21 protein-coding genes are annotated in these 15,197 nt (G+C 65.9%); 5 read left to right on the top strand and 16 right to left on the bottom strand.

All coding sequences use genetic code 11. From position 1 onward, the window contains the following. From gspL to J2X38_RS04715, 4 genes are read left to right on the top strand one after another with little or no spacing between them, the layout of a single operon-like run. Complete coding sequence (gene gspL, locus J2X38_RS04700) at positions 1 to 1,146, top strand: type II secretion system protein GspL (RefSeq protein ID WP_310251787.1); 1,146 nt, start codon at positions 1 to 3, stop codon at positions 1,144 to 1,146. Further along, positions 1,143 to 1,625 (top strand): type II secretion system protein GspM, encoded by a 483-nt coding sequence (gspM, locus tag J2X38_RS04705; RefSeq protein WP_310251789.1) that lies wholly within the window; start codon positions 1,143 to 1,145, stop codon positions 1,623 to 1,625. Before gspL ends, gspM begins: the two co-directional genes overlap by 4 nt. Further along, positions 1,622 to 2,338 carry a type II secretion system protein N gene (gene gspN / locus J2X38_RS04710; protein ID WP_310251791.1) on the top strand — a complete coding sequence of 239 codons (717 nt, stop codon included), beginning with the start codon at positions 1,622 to 1,624 and terminating at the stop codon, positions 2,336 to 2,338. The genes gspM and gspN overlap by 4 nt, the downstream gene beginning before the upstream one ends. 1 nt (position 2,339) lies before the next feature. Next, positions 2,340 to 3,113 (top strand): A24 family peptidase, encoded by a 774-nt coding sequence (locus J2X38_RS04715; protein WP_310251793.1) that lies wholly within the window; start codon positions 2,340 to 2,342, stop codon positions 3,111 to 3,113. Here the strand turns inward: J2X38_RS04715 and pal are convergent. The 16 genes from pal to J2X38_RS04795 form a co-directional block, all read right to left on the bottom strand. Next, positions 3,097 to 3,615, bottom strand: a complete 519-nt coding sequence (gene pal / locus J2X38_RS04720; RefSeq protein ID WP_197411386.1) for a peptidoglycan-associated lipoprotein Pal — start codon at positions 3,613 to 3,615, stop codon at positions 3,097 to 3,099. The genes J2X38_RS04715 and pal overlap by 17 nt on opposite strands. A 100-nt stretch (positions 3,616 to 3,715) precedes the next feature. Beyond that, a complete protein-coding gene (gene tolB / locus J2X38_RS04725) occupies positions 3,716 to 5,104 on the bottom strand; it encodes a Tol-Pal system beta propeller repeat protein TolB (RefSeq protein WP_310251796.1) in 1,389 nt (462 codons plus the stop codon). Further along, positions 5,101 to 5,925 (bottom strand): hypothetical protein, encoded by an 825-nt coding sequence (locus tag J2X38_RS04730; RefSeq protein WP_310251798.1) that lies wholly within the window; start codon positions 5,923 to 5,925, stop codon positions 5,101 to 5,103. The genes tolB and J2X38_RS04730 overlap by 4 nt, the downstream gene beginning before the upstream one ends. Before the next feature lie 9 nt (positions 5,926 to 5,934). Beyond that, positions 5,935 to 6,444 (bottom strand): protein TolR, encoded by a 510-nt coding sequence (gene tolR, locus J2X38_RS04735; RefSeq protein WP_058536768.1) that lies wholly within the window; start codon positions 6,442 to 6,444, stop codon positions 5,935 to 5,937. Further along, a complete protein-coding gene (tolQ, locus tag J2X38_RS04740; protein WP_137890270.1) occupies positions 6,444 to 7,142 on the bottom strand; it encodes a protein TolQ in 699 nt (232 codons plus the stop codon). The genes tolR and tolQ overlap by 1 nt, the downstream gene beginning before the upstream one ends. Continuing rightward, positions 7,136 to 7,615 (bottom strand): YbgC/FadM family acyl-CoA thioesterase, encoded by a 480-nt coding sequence (locus J2X38_RS04745; RefSeq protein WP_310251801.1) that lies wholly within the window; start codon positions 7,613 to 7,615, stop codon positions 7,136 to 7,138. Before J2X38_RS04745 ends, tolQ begins: the two co-directional genes overlap by 7 nt. A 101-nt stretch (positions 7,616 to 7,716) precedes the next feature. Further along, positions 7,717 to 8,745, bottom strand: coding sequence for a Holliday junction branch migration DNA helicase RuvB (gene ruvB / locus J2X38_RS04750; protein ID WP_310251803.1), 1,029 nt, complete (start codon positions 8,743 to 8,745; stop codon positions 7,717 to 7,719). Further along, complete coding sequence (locus J2X38_RS04755) at positions 8,738 to 9,154, bottom strand: GFA family protein (RefSeq protein ID WP_310251805.1); 417 nt, start codon at positions 9,152 to 9,154, stop codon at positions 8,738 to 8,740. The genes ruvB and J2X38_RS04755 overlap by 8 nt, the downstream gene beginning before the upstream one ends. 2 nt (positions 9,155 to 9,156) lie before the next feature. After that, on the bottom strand, positions 9,157 to 9,792 hold the full coding sequence (locus tag J2X38_RS04760) for a hypothetical protein (RefSeq protein ID WP_310251807.1): 636 nt from the start codon (positions 9,790 to 9,792) through the stop codon (positions 9,157 to 9,159). A gap of 77 nt (positions 9,793 to 9,869) precedes the next feature. Then, entirely contained in the window at positions 9,870 to 10,472 is a 603-nt protein-coding gene (ruvA, locus tag J2X38_RS04765) for a Holliday junction branch migration protein RuvA (RefSeq protein ID WP_310251809.1), read from the bottom strand. A gap of 128 nt (positions 10,473 to 10,600) precedes the next feature. After that, positions 10,601 to 11,074, bottom strand: a complete 474-nt coding sequence (gene ruvC, locus J2X38_RS04770) for a crossover junction endodeoxyribonuclease RuvC (RefSeq protein WP_058536762.1) — start codon at positions 11,072 to 11,074, stop codon at positions 10,601 to 10,603. Between the two features lie 166 nt (positions 11,075 to 11,240). After that, a complete protein-coding gene (locus J2X38_RS04775; RefSeq protein ID WP_310251811.1) occupies positions 11,241 to 11,987 on the bottom strand; it encodes a YebC/PmpR family DNA-binding transcriptional regulator in 747 nt (248 codons plus the stop codon). A 59-nt stretch (positions 11,988 to 12,046) separates the two neighbouring features. Then, positions 12,047 to 12,538: an arsinothricin resistance N-acetyltransferase ArsN1 family B gene (locus J2X38_RS04780; protein ID WP_310251813.1), complete on the bottom strand. Its 492-nt coding sequence runs from the start codon at positions 12,536 to 12,538 to the stop codon at positions 12,047 to 12,049. After that, positions 12,535 to 12,855 carry a YbjQ family protein gene (locus tag J2X38_RS04785; protein ID WP_058536759.1) on the bottom strand — a complete coding sequence of 107 codons (321 nt, stop codon included), beginning with the start codon at positions 12,853 to 12,855 and terminating at the stop codon, positions 12,535 to 12,537. Before J2X38_RS04785 ends, J2X38_RS04780 begins: the two co-directional genes overlap by 4 nt. Before the next feature lie 23 nt (positions 12,856 to 12,878). Further along, positions 12,879 to 13,121, bottom strand: a complete 243-nt coding sequence (locus tag J2X38_RS04790; RefSeq protein WP_037514655.1) for a DUF2312 domain-containing protein — start codon at positions 13,119 to 13,121, stop codon at positions 12,879 to 12,881. 54 nt (positions 13,122 to 13,175) lie between these two features. Further along, entirely contained in the window at positions 13,176 to 13,505 is a 330-nt protein-coding gene (locus J2X38_RS04795; RefSeq protein ID WP_310251817.1) for a DUF1244 domain-containing protein, read from the bottom strand. 118 nt (positions 13,506 to 13,623) lie between these two features. Here J2X38_RS04795 and pyk point away from each other — a divergent pair, with 118 nt between their 5' ends. Then, positions 13,624 to 15,078: a pyruvate kinase gene (pyk, locus tag J2X38_RS04800; RefSeq protein ID WP_310251819.1), complete on the top strand. Its 1,455-nt coding sequence runs from the start codon at positions 13,624 to 13,626 to the stop codon at positions 15,076 to 15,078. Positions 15,079 to 15,197: the final 119 nt, after the last annotated feature.

The following is a 15,197-nucleotide window of genomic DNA, read 5'->3' on the forward strand; positions in this document are numbered from 1 at the left end:
ATGACGCGCACGCTGGTTCTCTGGCTGCCCCCCGTGGCGGCGCTTGGCGAAGGCGATGACCCGGATGCCGCCTGGCTGCGCGTCGACGACGGCGTGATCGTCGATAGCGGACAGGATGACGGTTGGGTCGGCGCGTGGGAAAAGCCGCGCGACGATAGCGCCGACGACCGTCTGGTCGCGTTGGCGCCGGCCGCCGATGTGCCGCTCCGCTGGCTTCATTATCCCGACGCCGCGCCCGCACAGGCCGCCGCCGCGGCGCGGATCGACGCGCTGAAGAATAGCTTGGGCGACGCTGCGGCGCTCCACGTCGTTGCGGGCCAACCGGCGGGCGACGGGCAGGCGGTCGCCGTCGCGGTGACCACCCACGCCGCGATGACCGCCTGGACCGACTGGCTGAAGGCGCGCGATCTGACGCCGGCGGCGATTATCCCGGCCGCGGTGGCGGTGCCGCCGCCCGAACCCGATACGCTGTGGACGGCGGAGGTGGGCGGCGAGCGGATCGTCCGTACCGCCGACCGCGCCTATGTCTCCGATCCCGAGCTCGATCCGCTGATCGCGGGCGGCCAAGCCGCGCTGCCGCTCGATGCCGACCGGATGCGCGAGGCGCTGCTGCTGACGCTCGCCGCGCCGCCGCTCGACCTGCTCAGCGGCGGATGGAAGCCCAAGCGCAGCTGGTCGGTCGACCCGGCGATGCTGCGGCTGGTGAAGCGCCTCGCCTTCGCACTCGTCGCCGTGAGCCTGCTTGTCCCGATCATCTATGCGGTGCGCCTGTCGTCCGACACCGGCCGCGCCGACGATGCGGTCGTCGCGATGGCAAAGAAGGCCGGGGTGACCGCGCCCGATGCGACCGCGGCCGAAGCCGAGCTCGACCGCCGCCTTGCCGCTGCCGGCGGCGGGCCGCTCGCTTTCTCGGTCCCGGCATCGGCGCTTTATGACGCGATGGGCGATGCGCCCGGCGTGACGCTGAGGACGCTGTCGCATCGCACCGACGGAACGCTGACGACGACGCTCGCGGCACCGCGCGTCGAAGATATCAACAAGGTGCTGCTCGCGCTGCAGGCGCGCGGCTATCGCATCACTGCGCAGCCGATGGCGGGCAGCGACGGGCAGCAAATGGCCAATATTACGATCCGGGCGGTGCCATGACCGAGCGACTGCAAAACTGGTGGATGGGCCTGTCGCTCCGCGAACGCTGGCTTGTCGGTATCGCCGGCGTGCTGGCGCTCGGCGTCATCCTGTGGGGACTCGGCCGTCCGGCGGTCGCGCTGTTCGTCGATCTCGAAAGCCAGCACCGCGCCGCGATTGAGCGCGAGGGGCGCGTGGCGGCCAAGGTGCAATTGCTCGCGCAGCGTCCGGCGAAATCGGTCGCGGCGACGGTCGATGCGGTCGCGATCGATCAATATCTTGCGCAGTCGGCGGGCGAGATCGGGCTGACGCTCGACCGCAACGAGGCGCGCGGCGCAGGGCAGGCGACGATCGCGATCGCGACCGCGCGCGCGACGGTGCTCACCGACTGGCTCGCCTCGCTCGAGGGGCAGGGTTTTGTCGTCGACCAGCTGACGATCACCCCCGCCGCCGACGGCACCGTTGGCCTGACCGCCGAGCTTCGGAAGGGCGGACAATGAGTATGCGCGGGCGTTGGGCGTTTGCGGCGCTGCTGCTCGCGTTGATCCTGATCATCGCGACCCTCCCGATGCGGCTCGCGCTCGGCTGGTCGGGTGCGACCGACGCGGGCATCACCGCGCGCGAAATTCGCGGATCGGTCTGGTCGGGCGAGCTGGTCGATGCACGGCTTGGCGTCTTGCCGCTCGGCACGGTGCGCGCCAGCCTGTCGCCGCTCGCGCTGCTCGGCGCACGTACCGAACTCGCCTTCTCGCGCGCCGACGAACGGCTTGGCGCGCTTGCGGGCCGGCTGCATGGCAGCAACCCGCAGGGCGTCTCCGACGTCAGCGGCACCACGTCGATGTCGGGCGGGCTTGGCATGATCCCCGTCGATACGATCCGCTTCGAAGGCGCCACGATACGCTTCGACGATACGGGAAAATGCGCCGCCGCAAGCGGGCGCGTCCAGCTCGCGGTCTCCGCGCCCATCGCGGGCCTCGACCTTTCGCGCGGCCTGTCGGGTCCGCTGGCGTGCGCGAACGGACGCGCGCAGGCGGCGCTCGCCAGCCAGTCGGGCATGGAGCGGCTGACCCTGTCGTTCGACGGCAGCGGCGCGTACCGCGCGCAGTTCGCGATCAATGTCGACCGCGATCCCGCGATGGCGGGCGCGCTCGCCGCGCTGGGGTTCAAGGCCGGACCCACCGGTTTCGTGCTGGCGACCTCGGGCCGCTTCTGACGTGACGATCCTCGATGCCTTGCCCTTCGGCACGGGCGTCGCCTTTGCCGGGCTGATCGGATTGGTCCTGGGCAGCTTCATCGCGACGCTGGTGCTGCGCTGGCCCGCGGGGCGCTCGGTGCTGGGGCGCTCGCAATGCGACGTCTGTGCGCGGCCGCTTGGCGCTTTGGAACTCGTCCCCTTGTTATCGACCCTTGCGTCGCGCGGGCGCTGCCGGACGTGTGATTCGGCGATCGATCCTTTTCACTGGCGCGTCGAACTGGGCGCGGCACTGATCGGTGCTGGTGCGCTGGCGCTTATGCCCGGAACAGCAGGCTGGCTCTGGGCTTTGTTCGGCTGGCTGCTGTTACCGCTCGCGCTGCTCGATGCGCGTCATTTCTGGTTGCCCGACCGCCTCAACCTGCTGCTGGGGATCGCCGGCCTGCTCGTTGCGGGGCCGATGCTCGGCACATCGCTGATCGACCGCTGGATCGGCGCGTTGGCCGGAGGTCTGATACTGGCGCTGATTGCCTGGACCTATCGGCGCGCGCGGGGTGCCGAGGGCATGGGCGGCGGCGACCCCAAGCTGGTCGCGGCAATCGGTGCCTGGCTCGGCTGGCAGGCGCTGCCGCTGATGTTGCTTCTCGCCAGTGTCGGCGGGATCATCTGGGCGCTCATCGCCCAACGAAAAAGGGACCAGCCGCTCGCCGAGCGACGGGTCCCCTTCGGTGTCTTTGCCTGCACCGCCGCATTCGCGACGGTGCCTTTATGGCCGCTTCTTAGCGCCCGACAATGACCGTGACCGCGCGGCGGTTCTTGGCATAGGCTTCCTCGGTCGAACCCATCTCGGCCGGGCGTTCCTTGCCATAGCTGATGACCTGGATGCGCGACGGATCGACGCCGAGCGACGCGAGGTAATTTTTCGCGGCGTTCGCACGGCGTTCGCCGAGCGCGATATTGTAATCGCGCGTGCCGCGTTCGTCGGCATGGCCTTCCAGCGTGACGCGCACCGCGGGGTTGCGCTGCAACCACTGCGACTGGGTCTGCAACGTCGCCTGATCCTGTGCGTCGACATTATACTGGTCATAGTCGAAGAAAACGCGGTCGCCCATGGCGCCAACGCTGGCAAGGAAATCTTCCTGCGATCCGGGAACCACGCCGGTGCCGGTGCCTGCGCCCGTATCGGTGCCGGTGCCTTCGGGGGCGGGGGGGAGCGTGTCAGGGGCCTTTTTCGCGCAGGCGCCAACAGCAAGCATGGTGATCGCCGCGATCATCGCGGTGCTTTTGCGTATCGTCATGTCTCTGTCCTCTTGTTGTTGAAAATATTCGTGCGGCCGAATTGGCCCGTTCAGGACGCGATAGTTGAACCCGATCGCGCCTTTTTGGTTCCGGTTTTCCTCAGGGAAGTACCGGACCCCAGCTGGGATCCGACCCGTCTTGCGGGGTCGGCAGGCGGCGCAGGTTCACGCCGGTCAGGTCGACCTGCCACAGGCTCGACTTGCCTTCGCGGCCCGGGGTGGTGCGGAAGAACTGGATGACGCGGCCGTTCGGCGACCAGGTCGGGGCCTCGTCCTGCCAACTGTTCGTCAGCATCCGCGCGCCGCCGCCCGATGGCGTCATGACGCCGATGCGGAACTCGCCGCCGCCCATGCGGGTGAAGGCGATCAGGTCGCCACGCGGCGACCATTCGGGGGTCGCGGCGCGTCCACCGCCAAAGCTGATCCGCTGCTGGTTCGACCCGTCGATATTCATCGTATAGATTTGCTGGCCGCCCGACCGGTCGCTTTCGAACACGATCTTCTTGCCATCGGGCGAGAAGCTGCCCCCGACATCGATGCCCGGGGTGCTCGTCAGCCGCACCGGGGTGCCCCCGTTTGCCGAGATGCGATAGATGTCGGTGTTGCCGTTGACGGCCATCGAATAGAGAATCTGGGTGCCGTCGGGTGACCAGCGCGGCGCAAAGGTCGCGTTCGCGCTCTCGGTCACCAGCTTCTGCGAACCCGCCGCGACGTCGTAGATGAAGACGCGGACGCGGTTGTTCAAATAGCTGACGTAGACGATCTTCTTGTAATCGGGTGAGAAACGCGGACTGATCGCGAGTGCCTGACCGTTGGTGATGAAACGGTGGTTGCCGCCATCGCTGTCCATGATCGCGAGGCGCTTGATGCGGTTCCCCTTGGGGCCGGTCTCGGCGATATAGGCGACGCGGCTGTCGAAGAAGGGCGCCTCGCCCGACAGGCGCGAATAGATGGCGTCGGCGCATTTGTGCGCGGCGCGGCGCCAGTCGCCGGGCTGGATTTCGAAGCCCTTGCGGACAAGCTCGCTGCCGAGCGCGGTGTCATAGAGATAGCAGCCGACGACGAGCCCGCCAGTCCCGCTCGCGTCGACGAAGCCGTGGACGACATTTTCGGCGTTGCGCGACTGCCATTCGGCGAAGCGCGGCGCCTGCACCTCGGCGCGGCTGATCGCGGGGATGCCGCTGGGGCCCATCGGATCGTAGAGGCCGCTGCGTTCAAGGTCGGCGGCGATCACTTCGGCGATCTGGCGGCCGAGGCTGTCGGTGCGCAGCCCCGCGACATTTTGCACCGAGGAGGTGGCGAGCGCGGGGATTGCGATGACCGTGCGCTCGTTCGACAATGTCCCCGTTATGGATTCGCGCGGACCCTCGGGCTGCGGCAGCTGGATGGTGGGTTGCGGCTGAGCGGTGCTCTGGTCCTGGGCGATCGCGGGGAGAGACGCTGTCGCCAGAACCCCTGCCATCAAATATCTCACTAGGGTCATGCTCATCTCGCTTTGTCAAAATCCAAGGTATAGTTTTGCCAGTAGCTGTAATTTTCTTCCGGCAAGTCGAAAGGCGCGGCCAGCTCGACCGCACGTTTGGCACATTCCTGGTGCCGCTGGACCTGGAACTTGTTGCTGTCGTTCTGGCCGGTCGTCGAGACGCCGGTGAAGCCCGCGAGCGCGCCCGACTGGGTCAGGCGGAATTTCACGACGGTCTTGAGCTGGTCGACATCGACCCCCGAGATGCGGCAGCCGTTCCAGCGCGGCGCGACCGCCGACTTGATGCTGACGTCGATCGAGCGCCGGACTTCGGCGGCGGTCGCCGCGGCGGGCGCGCCCTTGCTCGCGGGCGATTTGGGCTGCGACTTCGAAAGCCCTTCGGCGATGCCGTCGAGACGGCCGGTCGGGCGCGCCGGGCGATTCTTTGCCGGCGGAGCTTTCGGGGCGGCCTTGGGCTGCGCCTTTTGCGCCGCGGGACGCTGTTTCGGCGGTGCGGCCTTGGGCTTTGCGACCTGCTTGGGTGTCGGCGCGGGCGTCGGCCGCACCACCGGTTCGGGCAGCGGCGGCGCGGGCACTGGCTCGGGCGCCGCGATGTCGACCTGATCCTCTTCGCCGAGCCGCGCGGCGGGGGGCGTCTCGCTGATCACCGGCGCGGTCGATTGCACCGCGCTTTCGGCGATCAGGTCGACTTCCATCGGCGGATTGTCGAACCGGCGTTCGCCCGCGGTCCACTGGACCGAGAGCAGGCCGATGATGACGACATGCGCCGCCACCGCGATGGCGATGCCGCGTCCTTCATTCCCCCTCACTGCCCGTTGTTCGGCCATCGTCTTAACCTAGGGCCGTGTTTCTGAACCGTCGGTGACCGCGGCGGGCTCGCCCTCGGCGGCGCCCTCCGATCCCGTCGTCACCAGCGAAATGCGCGTCAGGCCGGCGCGGTTGAGCTCGCCCATCACGCGCATCACGCGGCCGTAATCGAGCCCCTTGTCGGCGCGCAGCATGATCTGGCGCGGCTTGTCCTTGCCTTCATTCTCGCGCGCGATCGCGTCGAGCCGCGCGGGAAGCTCGGCCTCGGGCACGACCTCTTCGCCGATATAGAGCGTGTCGTCGGCATTGATCGACAGCTGCACCGGCTCCTGATCCTCGGTCTCGACCGGCTTGGCGCGGCTTTCGGGCAGGTCGATCGGCACGGCGGAGGCGAGTAGGGGGGCGGTGATCATGAAGATGATCAACAGCACGAGCATCACGTCGACGAGCGGGGTGACGTTGATCTCGGCCATCGGCGCGCGGCGATGGCCACGGCCGCGCCGTCCGCCGATGCCGCCGGAGGGACCGCTCATCGCCATCAGGCTTCGACCTCGAGTTCGCGGCTGAACGTCGCGTGCAGCCCGTCGGCGAAGCGGCCGAGCCGCGATTCGAGCCGGTTCAGGCGCTGCGAAAAGGCATTGTACGCGATCACCGCGGGGATCGCGGCGAACAGGCCGATCGCGGTCGCGAACAGCGCTTCGGCGATGCCCGGGGCGACGACCGCAAGGCTGCTGTTATTCTCCGCCGCGATTGCGGTGAAGCTGCGCATGATCCCCCACACCGTACCGAACAGCCCGACGAAAGGCGCGACCGAGCCGATCGTTGCCAGCGTGCCGATCTTTTCGGCGAGCCGATCGACTTCGCCCGCGACCGCGCTGTTCATCGCGATGCCGAGCCGTTCGCGCGTGCCGTCGCGGTCGACATTCTTGGTCTTGGTCGAACGGCGCCATTCGCTGATCCCCGCCCCGAGCACCTTGGCGCTCGGCAATTCCTCGCTGCCGTTCTTGTCGAAGAATTTGTCGATATTGTCGGCGCGCCAGAAATCGCGCTCGAAGCGTTCGGAGGCGCTCATCAGCTTGTTGACGCTGCGGCCGTGGGTGAAGATCACCGCCCAGACATAGATCGACGCGAGCAGGAGGCCGATCATCACCGCCTTCACGATGATATCGGCCTGCAGGAACAGCGCGACGGGGGACAAGGTCGCCGCGTCGGCGGCCAGCGAGATATTGTCTAGCAAGGGAAAGTCTCTCCATTCATGATGGCGGTAAATCGATCGGCCCAACCCGCGGGCTGGCGGCGCGGCCGGCCCTCGGGCGACAGGAATGCGGCGGTGACTTGCCCGTCGGTCAATGTCTCGCCGCTTAACGTGTCAGTTCCGCGAAGGATGCGCTGCGAAATAATCACGCTCGCGCCGCGTACCGCCTCGACCGTGCTGACGACGAGCAGATCGTCGTCGAGCCGGGCGGGGCGGCGGTATTTGATCGCGAGGTCGGTCACCGCCCAACTGCCTTCACCCGCCTCCATCGCCCCGCGCTGGTCGATGCCCGCGATGCGCAGCATGTCCGAGCGTGCGCGCTCCATATAGCGCAGGTAATTGGCGTGATAGACGATGCCCGACAGGTCGGTGTCCTCGAAGTAGACGCGCGCCCGGAAATGATGCTCAGCCCCGACGAAGGCGCCGGGGATGAAGGGGGGCGGGGCGTTTACCATTGTCCCAACCGATAGCGGCCCTTCGACTCGTCGCAAACCCCTAACCAACGGTTCGTCGCAGATCGGGGCCGGTTGGTGGAATGAAATTGGCGGAAATCCGCCTATTTTCCTTGATCGAAAAGTCCGTCCTGCGATCCCGCGGGCGGGTTGAGTCCCAGATGCTTCCACGCGCTCGCGTTGAGCATGCGTCCGCGCGCGGTGCGCGCGATCAACCCGACCTGCAGCAGATAGGGCTCGATCACATCCTCGATCGTGTCGCGCGGTTCGGACAGCCCCGCCGCCATGGTCTCGACCCCGACCGGGCCGCCGCGATAAATATCGGCGATCATCGTCAAATACCGCCGGTCCATCGCGTCGAGCCCGAGCGCGTCGACCTCGAGCCGGTTGAGCGCGGCGTCGGCCGCCTTGGCGTCGACAATCTTATGCCCTGCAACGGTCGCGAAATCGCGCACACGGCGCAGCAGCCGCCCGGCGATGCGCGGCGTTCCGCGCGACCGCTTGGCGATCTCGAGCGCGCCGTCGGACGCGATCGGCAGCGCCAGCAGCCGCGCAGCGCGCGTGATCACCTGCTCCAGCTCGCCATGCGTGTAGAAATTGAGCCGCACCGGAATGCCGAAGCGGTCGCGCAGCGGGGTCGTGAGCAGCCCCTGCCGCGTCGTCGCACCGACCAGGGTGAACTTTGGCAGGTCGATCCGCACCGAGCGCGCCGAGGGGCCTTCGCCGATCATGATGTCGAGCGCGCGGTCCTCCATCGCGGGATAGAGGATTTCCTCGACCGCGGGTGACAGGCGGTGGATCTCGTCGATGAACAGCACATCGCCGTCCTCGAGATTGGTGAGCAGCGCGGCAAGGTCGCCCGCCTTGGCGATCACCGGGCCGCTGGTCGAGCGGAAGCCGACGCCGAGCTCGCGCGCAACGATCTGCGCCAGCGTCGTCTTGCCGAGCCCCGGCGGGCCGTAGAAAAGCACATGGTCGAGCGCATCCGCCCGCGCCTTCGCCGCCTCGATGAAAATGCGCAGATTCTCGCGGGCCGCCGCCTGCCCGACGAACTCGGCGAGCGTCTTCGGCCGCAACGCGGCATCGGCATCCTCGGGGGTACGGCTCGGCGTGGTGAGGGCGGGCTCAGTCATAATGCTCTATTGCATCGCCAATGATCGAAACCCAAGGTTCCTTCCGCTCCTCATAGACAGAATAGTCGGGCACAAAGCCGTGGCCGGGCTCGAAATTGCCGAGCGGGATCGCATAGGCCTCATGATAGGGCCGCGCCCGATACCAGACGCCTGAACCGCAGGTGCCGCAAAAGAAAAAGTCGGCGGTGTTGCCGCTGTCGCCGGTATATTGCCACATCTTCGCGTTGGCTTCGCCCTTGATGCGGACTTGCTCGGCGGGGAAGCGCACCTGCGCGGCAAAGGCGCTCCCGCTCCGCGCCTTGCACTCGCGGCAGTGGCAAACCGACACGCGGATCGGCTCACCGGTGCAGGCGATACGTATTTGGCCGCAGCGGCAAGATGCGTGGTGGACTGAGACGGTATCGCGCATAGTCACCCGGTTTCGCTCAATGCGAAAGGGAGAGCTATTGAACGCTCTGATTTGTCTCGAATAATTGTGAGAATTCTCTCTCGTGGCCCTGCAGATTTTACCAGCGAGCGAGCAGAGGACGCAATGTTATCCCAGCCAACTTTGGACACCGCCTTGGATTCGCGGCGGCCGTAGGTCAACAGCTCCATCGCTAGCGCGTGCATAATGATCGGCTGAAAATAATAGTAATCGATAGACAGCGTGTGAGCACGAGGACTGACGTGTACATCCTCCATGCGAGCAGCCAAGACTTGCTGCTCGGCATAAATCGCAGCAACGGAAAAAAGAGCATTTTCATCGCGGGTTGCGGCTAAAAATGCATCAAATGTCCGTTCAGCGATTTCTGGAAATGGGGGCATCTGCACCGGGGAAGCTGTCCGCGCACGGCCGGTAATGGCCGGTTCAATCGCATCTAGAGCGTCAATGCACCGCTTTGCGTGTGCAGCGGTCGCGGAACTTGCCATCGGAAGCTTGGCTCGTGCCACTTGTAATTGTGCTTCTCGCAGAGAATTTGCGGTATCTTCAGCCTGTTGAATTTGACTTCGGATAAGAAAGATTGTGGCCGCCCCAATGGCCACGGCGGTAAGGCTGCCGACCAAGGTTTGCCATTCGTACCAGCATCCACTTGGGTCTCCAAGCCAATCGCTTGGCACGCGGCAGAGGGGTGGAGAGTAAATCACTTCGCAGCCTTCTTGAGCGCCACTCGAACCAGCGCGTCGAGGCTTGCGCCCGCGCCCAGTTCCTCGTTGGCAGCCGCAACGGCGGTGCTCGCTTCGCCGGGTTTAAACCCGAGGCCGGTGAGGGCGGTGACGGCGTCGCCGAGCGGGCCGGGGGCGACGGACAGCGATGACGATCCGCCGCCCGTAATTCCGCCAAGTGCGCCCGCCTTGTCCTTCAATTCATGCGTAATCCGCTGCGCAAGTTTCGGCCCGACGCCGTTCGCGCGCGCGATCATTGCGCTGTCGCCGCTCGCCAGCGCGCGTTGAAGGTCGCCGATCTCGAGCGCCGAGAGGATCGCGAGTGCGACCTTGGCGCCGACGCCCTGCACGCTGGTGAGCAGGCGGAACCAGTCGCGCTCCTCGGCCTTGGCAAAGCCGAGCAGGCGCAGGAAATCCTCGCCGACGAGCATTTCGGTGTGGATGGTGACGTCGCCGCCGACCGGGCCAAGTGTGTCGAGCGTACGCGCCGACGCCTCGACCAGATAACCGACGCCGCCGACGTCGATCACCGCATGGCCTGCGCCGCTCGAATCCAGCCGCCCTGTCAGTTTCGCGATCATGTCCCGTGCCTAACGCGGGGAGAACGAAAAGGGAATCAATTTCCCTTCTTCGTCATGCCGGACTTGATCCGGCATCCGTTACAACGTCCGTTACATGGACCCCGGATCAAGTCCGGGGTGACGAAATATCAGTGTCGCGGCCTATGGTTCGCATGGCAGATCGCGACCGCCAGCGCATCCGCCGCATCGGCGCCCGCGACCTTCGCGCCGGGGAGCAGCACGCGCAGCATCGCCTGTACCTGTTCCTTCGCCGCGCCGCCGGTGCCGACGATCGCCTTCTTGACGAGGCGCGGGGCATATTCGGTGACCGCCAGCCCGCCGCGCGCGCAGCCGAGTAGCACGACGCCGCGCGCATGCGCGAGCTTCAGCGTCGATTGCGGGTTGTCGTTGACGAACACTTCCTCGACCGCGGCGCACCCTGGCGCATGATCGGCGATCACCGCAGCAAGCACGGTGTCGAGATGCGCGAGCCGGTCGGGGAGGGGCGCCTTCGCGTCGGTCTTCACCTGTCCGTTGGCGACATGGCTGATCCGGCTGCCCTCGACGCGGATGACGCCCCATCCGGTGCAGCTGAGCGAGGGATCGAGACCGAGGATGATCATGATATTTCCTCTCCCCTTGGGGGAGAGGGATGCGCAGACTTGCGGGCTTTGCCCGCTAGTCGCAGCTGGGCGAGGGTAGGGCCACGCCGCATTCCCTCACCAAGTCCGGCTAGCCAGACAAGCTGGCAAGCCTTCCTATCCTCTCCCCCAAGGGGAGAGGATTCTATCAACCCAATTTCTCCATCACCGCGTCGGGGATCTCGTAATTGCCCCAGACGGTCTGGACATCGTCGTCGTCGTCGAGCGTGTCGATCAGCTTGAACAGGGTCTGCGCGGTCGCTTCGTCGGCGACTTCGCTCTTCAGCGTCGGGCGCCAGGCGAGCTTCACGCCTTCGGCTTCGCCAAGTTTGGCTTCGAGTGCTTTTGCGACTTCGTGCAGGCTGTCGACGCTGGTCCAGATGTCGTGGCCGTCCTCGGACGATTCGACATCATCGGCGCCGGCGTCGAGCGCGGCTTCGAACACCGTGTCGGCGTCGCCCGCCTTGGCGGCATAGCTGATCATGCCGAGCCGGTCGAAACCGTGGCTGACGCTGCCGCTGGTGCCGAGGTTGCCGCCGTTTTTCGAGAAGGCGGTGCGGACGTTGGTCGCGGTGCGGTTGCGGTTGTCGGTCAGTGCCTCGACGATCAGCGATACGCCGCCGGGGCCATAGCCTTCGTAGCGGATTTCCTCGTAATTATCGCCTTCGCCGCCCGCGGCCTTGTCGATCGAGCGCTGGATATTGTCCTTAGGCACTGACTGCGCCTTGGCGGCGTTGATCGCAGCGCGCAGACGCGCATTCGCGTCGGGATCGGGCAGGCCCATCTTCGCCGCGACGGTGATTTCGCGCGAAAGCTTCGAAAACAGCGAGCTGCGTTTTTTGTCCTGCGCACCCTTGCGGTGCATGATGTTTTTAAATTTGCTATGGCCGGCCATGGCTCTCTTCTTTTCGGCTGGAAGGAACTGGAAGCGCGCGCTTACATCAGGACCGAATGTCAAAGCAACCGCTGCCACCACCCAACATCGCGCCAGCCGCCCATTTTCCAGCCGACCTCGCGGTAGATGCCGACCGGCGTGAAGCCCATCGCCTCATGCAAGCCGATGCTGGCGTCATTCGGCAAGGCAATCCCGGCAAAGATGGCGTGGATATTGCGATGGGCCAAAATCGGAAACAGCGCCTCATAAAGCTGCCGCCCAATTCCGGCACGCGCAAAAGCCGCATCAAGGTAGACTGCGACATCTGCCGAAGCCGCATAGGCTTCGCGCGTACGGTGAGGGGAGCCATAGGCATATCCCGCAATTCTGCCCTCGACCTCCGCAACCAGCCAGCCATGACTCGCGCCATAATTCTCTATCCGCTGCGCCATTTCCACCGCATCGGGCGGATCGCATTCGAAACTGACCCAATTGTCCGTGACGTAGGGCGCGTAAATCTCGGCACATCGCGCCGCGTCGGCTGACGTGGCTGGGCGGATGTCGACGCTCACCCCAGAGTGACCGCCGTCCCCGACGCGCTGACCATCAGCATCGAGCCATTCTGCCCGAGCACTTCATAGTCGAGGTCGACGCCGATCACCGCATTGCCGCCAAGGCGCGCGGCCTCGGCTTCCATTTCGCCGATCGCCTCTTTGCGCGCGCGGGCGAGGACGTCCTCATATTTGCCCGAGCGGCCGCCGACGATGTCGGTGATGCTGGCGAACAGGTCGCGGAACAGATTGGCGCCGACGATCACCTCGCCGGTGACGATGCCCAGATACTCGCGGACCGGACGGCCCTCGACATTATTGGTGGTGGTGCTGAACATCGTCACTCTCCTGGCTGGGGGCGTCAGTCGATTCCGAGCGCTGACTTATAGACGTCGAGGATCGCTTCCATTTCCTTGCGGTCGTGGACCGGCAATTTGCGCAGGCGAACGATCTGGCGCATGATTTTCGGGTCGTAACCCTGCGATTTCGATTCATTATAGGTGTCGCGGATGTCGTCGGCGATGCCCTTTTTCTCTTCTTCCAGACGCTCGATGCGCTCGATGAAAAGGCGCAGTTGTTCGTCGGATACGGTGGCTTCGCTCATTTTGGGCTCCGGTGATTGGGATGATGCGGCGCGAGAATCGCGCCTGGCGCGTCCCTAATGGCCCTGAGGATTTTTGGCCATGCTTTCTTCCATCCGCGCGAGCTGTTCGGGCGTCGCGGCGGTGTGATGCTGGGCTTTCCACTCTACGGTCGGCATGCCGTGGACGATCGCGCGGCCGGCCTCCTTGTCCATGTCGCCCGCCTCGGCGATCCAGTCGCCGAGACAGTTGCGGCAAAACCCGGCGAGGCCCATCAAATCGATGTTCGCCGCGTCGCTGCGATGCTGGAGCAGGCGGACGAGGCGGCGAAACGCCGCGGCGGCGACCGCATCGTCGAGGCTGTCGAGCGCGTCGTTGCCGGTCGTCTGATCGTCGCTGCAGGACATGGTTCCTCCGTTGAATGATTGAATAGCTATACGGCGGTTGCCTTCGTATCATCAAGGCGGCATTGCCATCGTCAGCAAGTCGGCATTGCCCTAGCGTCCCCCTGTTATCGGAGCTTTTGTGGTCCAGAATTTTATCCCCCGCCAGCGCAAGGTGCGCATCCTGGCGACCCTTGGCCCCGCAAGCGCCAACCCCGAGATGATTGCCGCGCTGCATCGCGCCGGCGCCGACGCGTTTCGCGTCAATATGAGCCATGGCGACCATGCCGGCCATGCCAAGGTGATCGCGGCGATCCGCGCGCTGGAAAAGGACACCGGCCGCCCGACGACGATCCTCGTTGACCTGCAGGGGCCGAAACTGCGCGTCGGCACCTTCAGGGATGGTCCCGCCGAGCTGGTGAACGGCAAGAGTTTCACGCTTGATACCGACAAGACGCCCGGCGACGCGACGCGCGTTTACCTGCCGCACCCCGAATTGTTCGCCGCGCTCGAAGCCGGCACGCGGCTGCTGATCGACGACGGCAAGCTGGTGCTGCGCGTGAAGAGCGTTGCGCCGGACAAGATCGAGACGGTGGTTGAGGTCGGCGGCAAGATTTCGGACCGCAAGGGCGTCAACGTCCCCGACGTCGTCGTCCCGCTCGCGGCGCTCACCGAAAAGGACCGCAAGGACCTGACCTTCGCGCTCGAACAGCATGTCGACTGGATCGCGCTGTCGTTCGTCCAGCGGCCCGAGGACGTCGCCGAGGCGCGCACGCTGATTGGCGGCAAGGCGGCCTTGCTCGTGAAGTTTGAAAAACCGTCGGGTGTGCAGCGGATCGAGGAAATCCTCGAACTCGCCGACGCGGCGATGGTCGCGCGCGGCGACCTCGGCGTCGAACTGCCCCCCGAGGCGGTGCCGCCGCTCCAGAAAAAGATCGTTGCGACCGCGCGCCGTATGGGCAAGCCCGTCGTCGTCGCGACGCAGATGCTCGAATCGATGATCGTCTCGCCATCGCCGACGCGCGCCGAAGTATCCGACGTCGCGACCGCGGTTTACGATGGCGCCGACGCGATCATGCTCTCGGCCGAAACCGCGGCGGGCGCTTTCCCGGTCGAGGCGGTGACGATGATGGATTCGATCGCACGCTCGGTCGAAAGCGACCCCGATTATTTCCGCCGCCTGCATTTTACCGAGACCGCGCCCGACGCGACGACCGCCGACGCGCTCGCCGAGGCGGCGGGTAGCATCATCACGACGATCGCCGCCGATGCGATCATCTGCTTCACCGCGTCGGGTTCGACCGCCCGCCGCGTCGCGCGCGAGCGGCCGGGCGCGCCGCTGCTGGTGCTGACGCCCAAGCGCGAGGCGGCGCGGCGCATGGGCCTGCTGTGGGGTGCGCATGCCGTGCCGACCAAGGACATCGGCAGCTTCGAAGAGATGATCGCCAAAGGCAAGCGCATGGCGCTGCGTCACGGCATCTGCAAGGCGGGCGCGAAGCTGGTTATGATGGCGGGGGTTCCGTTCGGCACCCCGGGGTCGACCAACGTGCTGCATGTGGCGACGCTCACGGGTGACGAGCTGCGCGGGTACAGCTGACTGAAACACGAGATCCCGACCATCAGCAATAACCCGTCGCCCCGCGAAGGCGGGGGCCGTCGTCGTCATTGCGCTTAGTCGCTTCGTAAACCCCAGCGGCCCCCGGCCTTCGCGGGGGC

Origin of the sequence: Sphingopyxis sp. BE235 (genome assembly GCF_031457175.1) — a bacterium.
Lineage (GTDB): Bacteria > Pseudomonadota > Alphaproteobacteria > Sphingomonadales > Sphingomonadaceae > Sphingopyxis.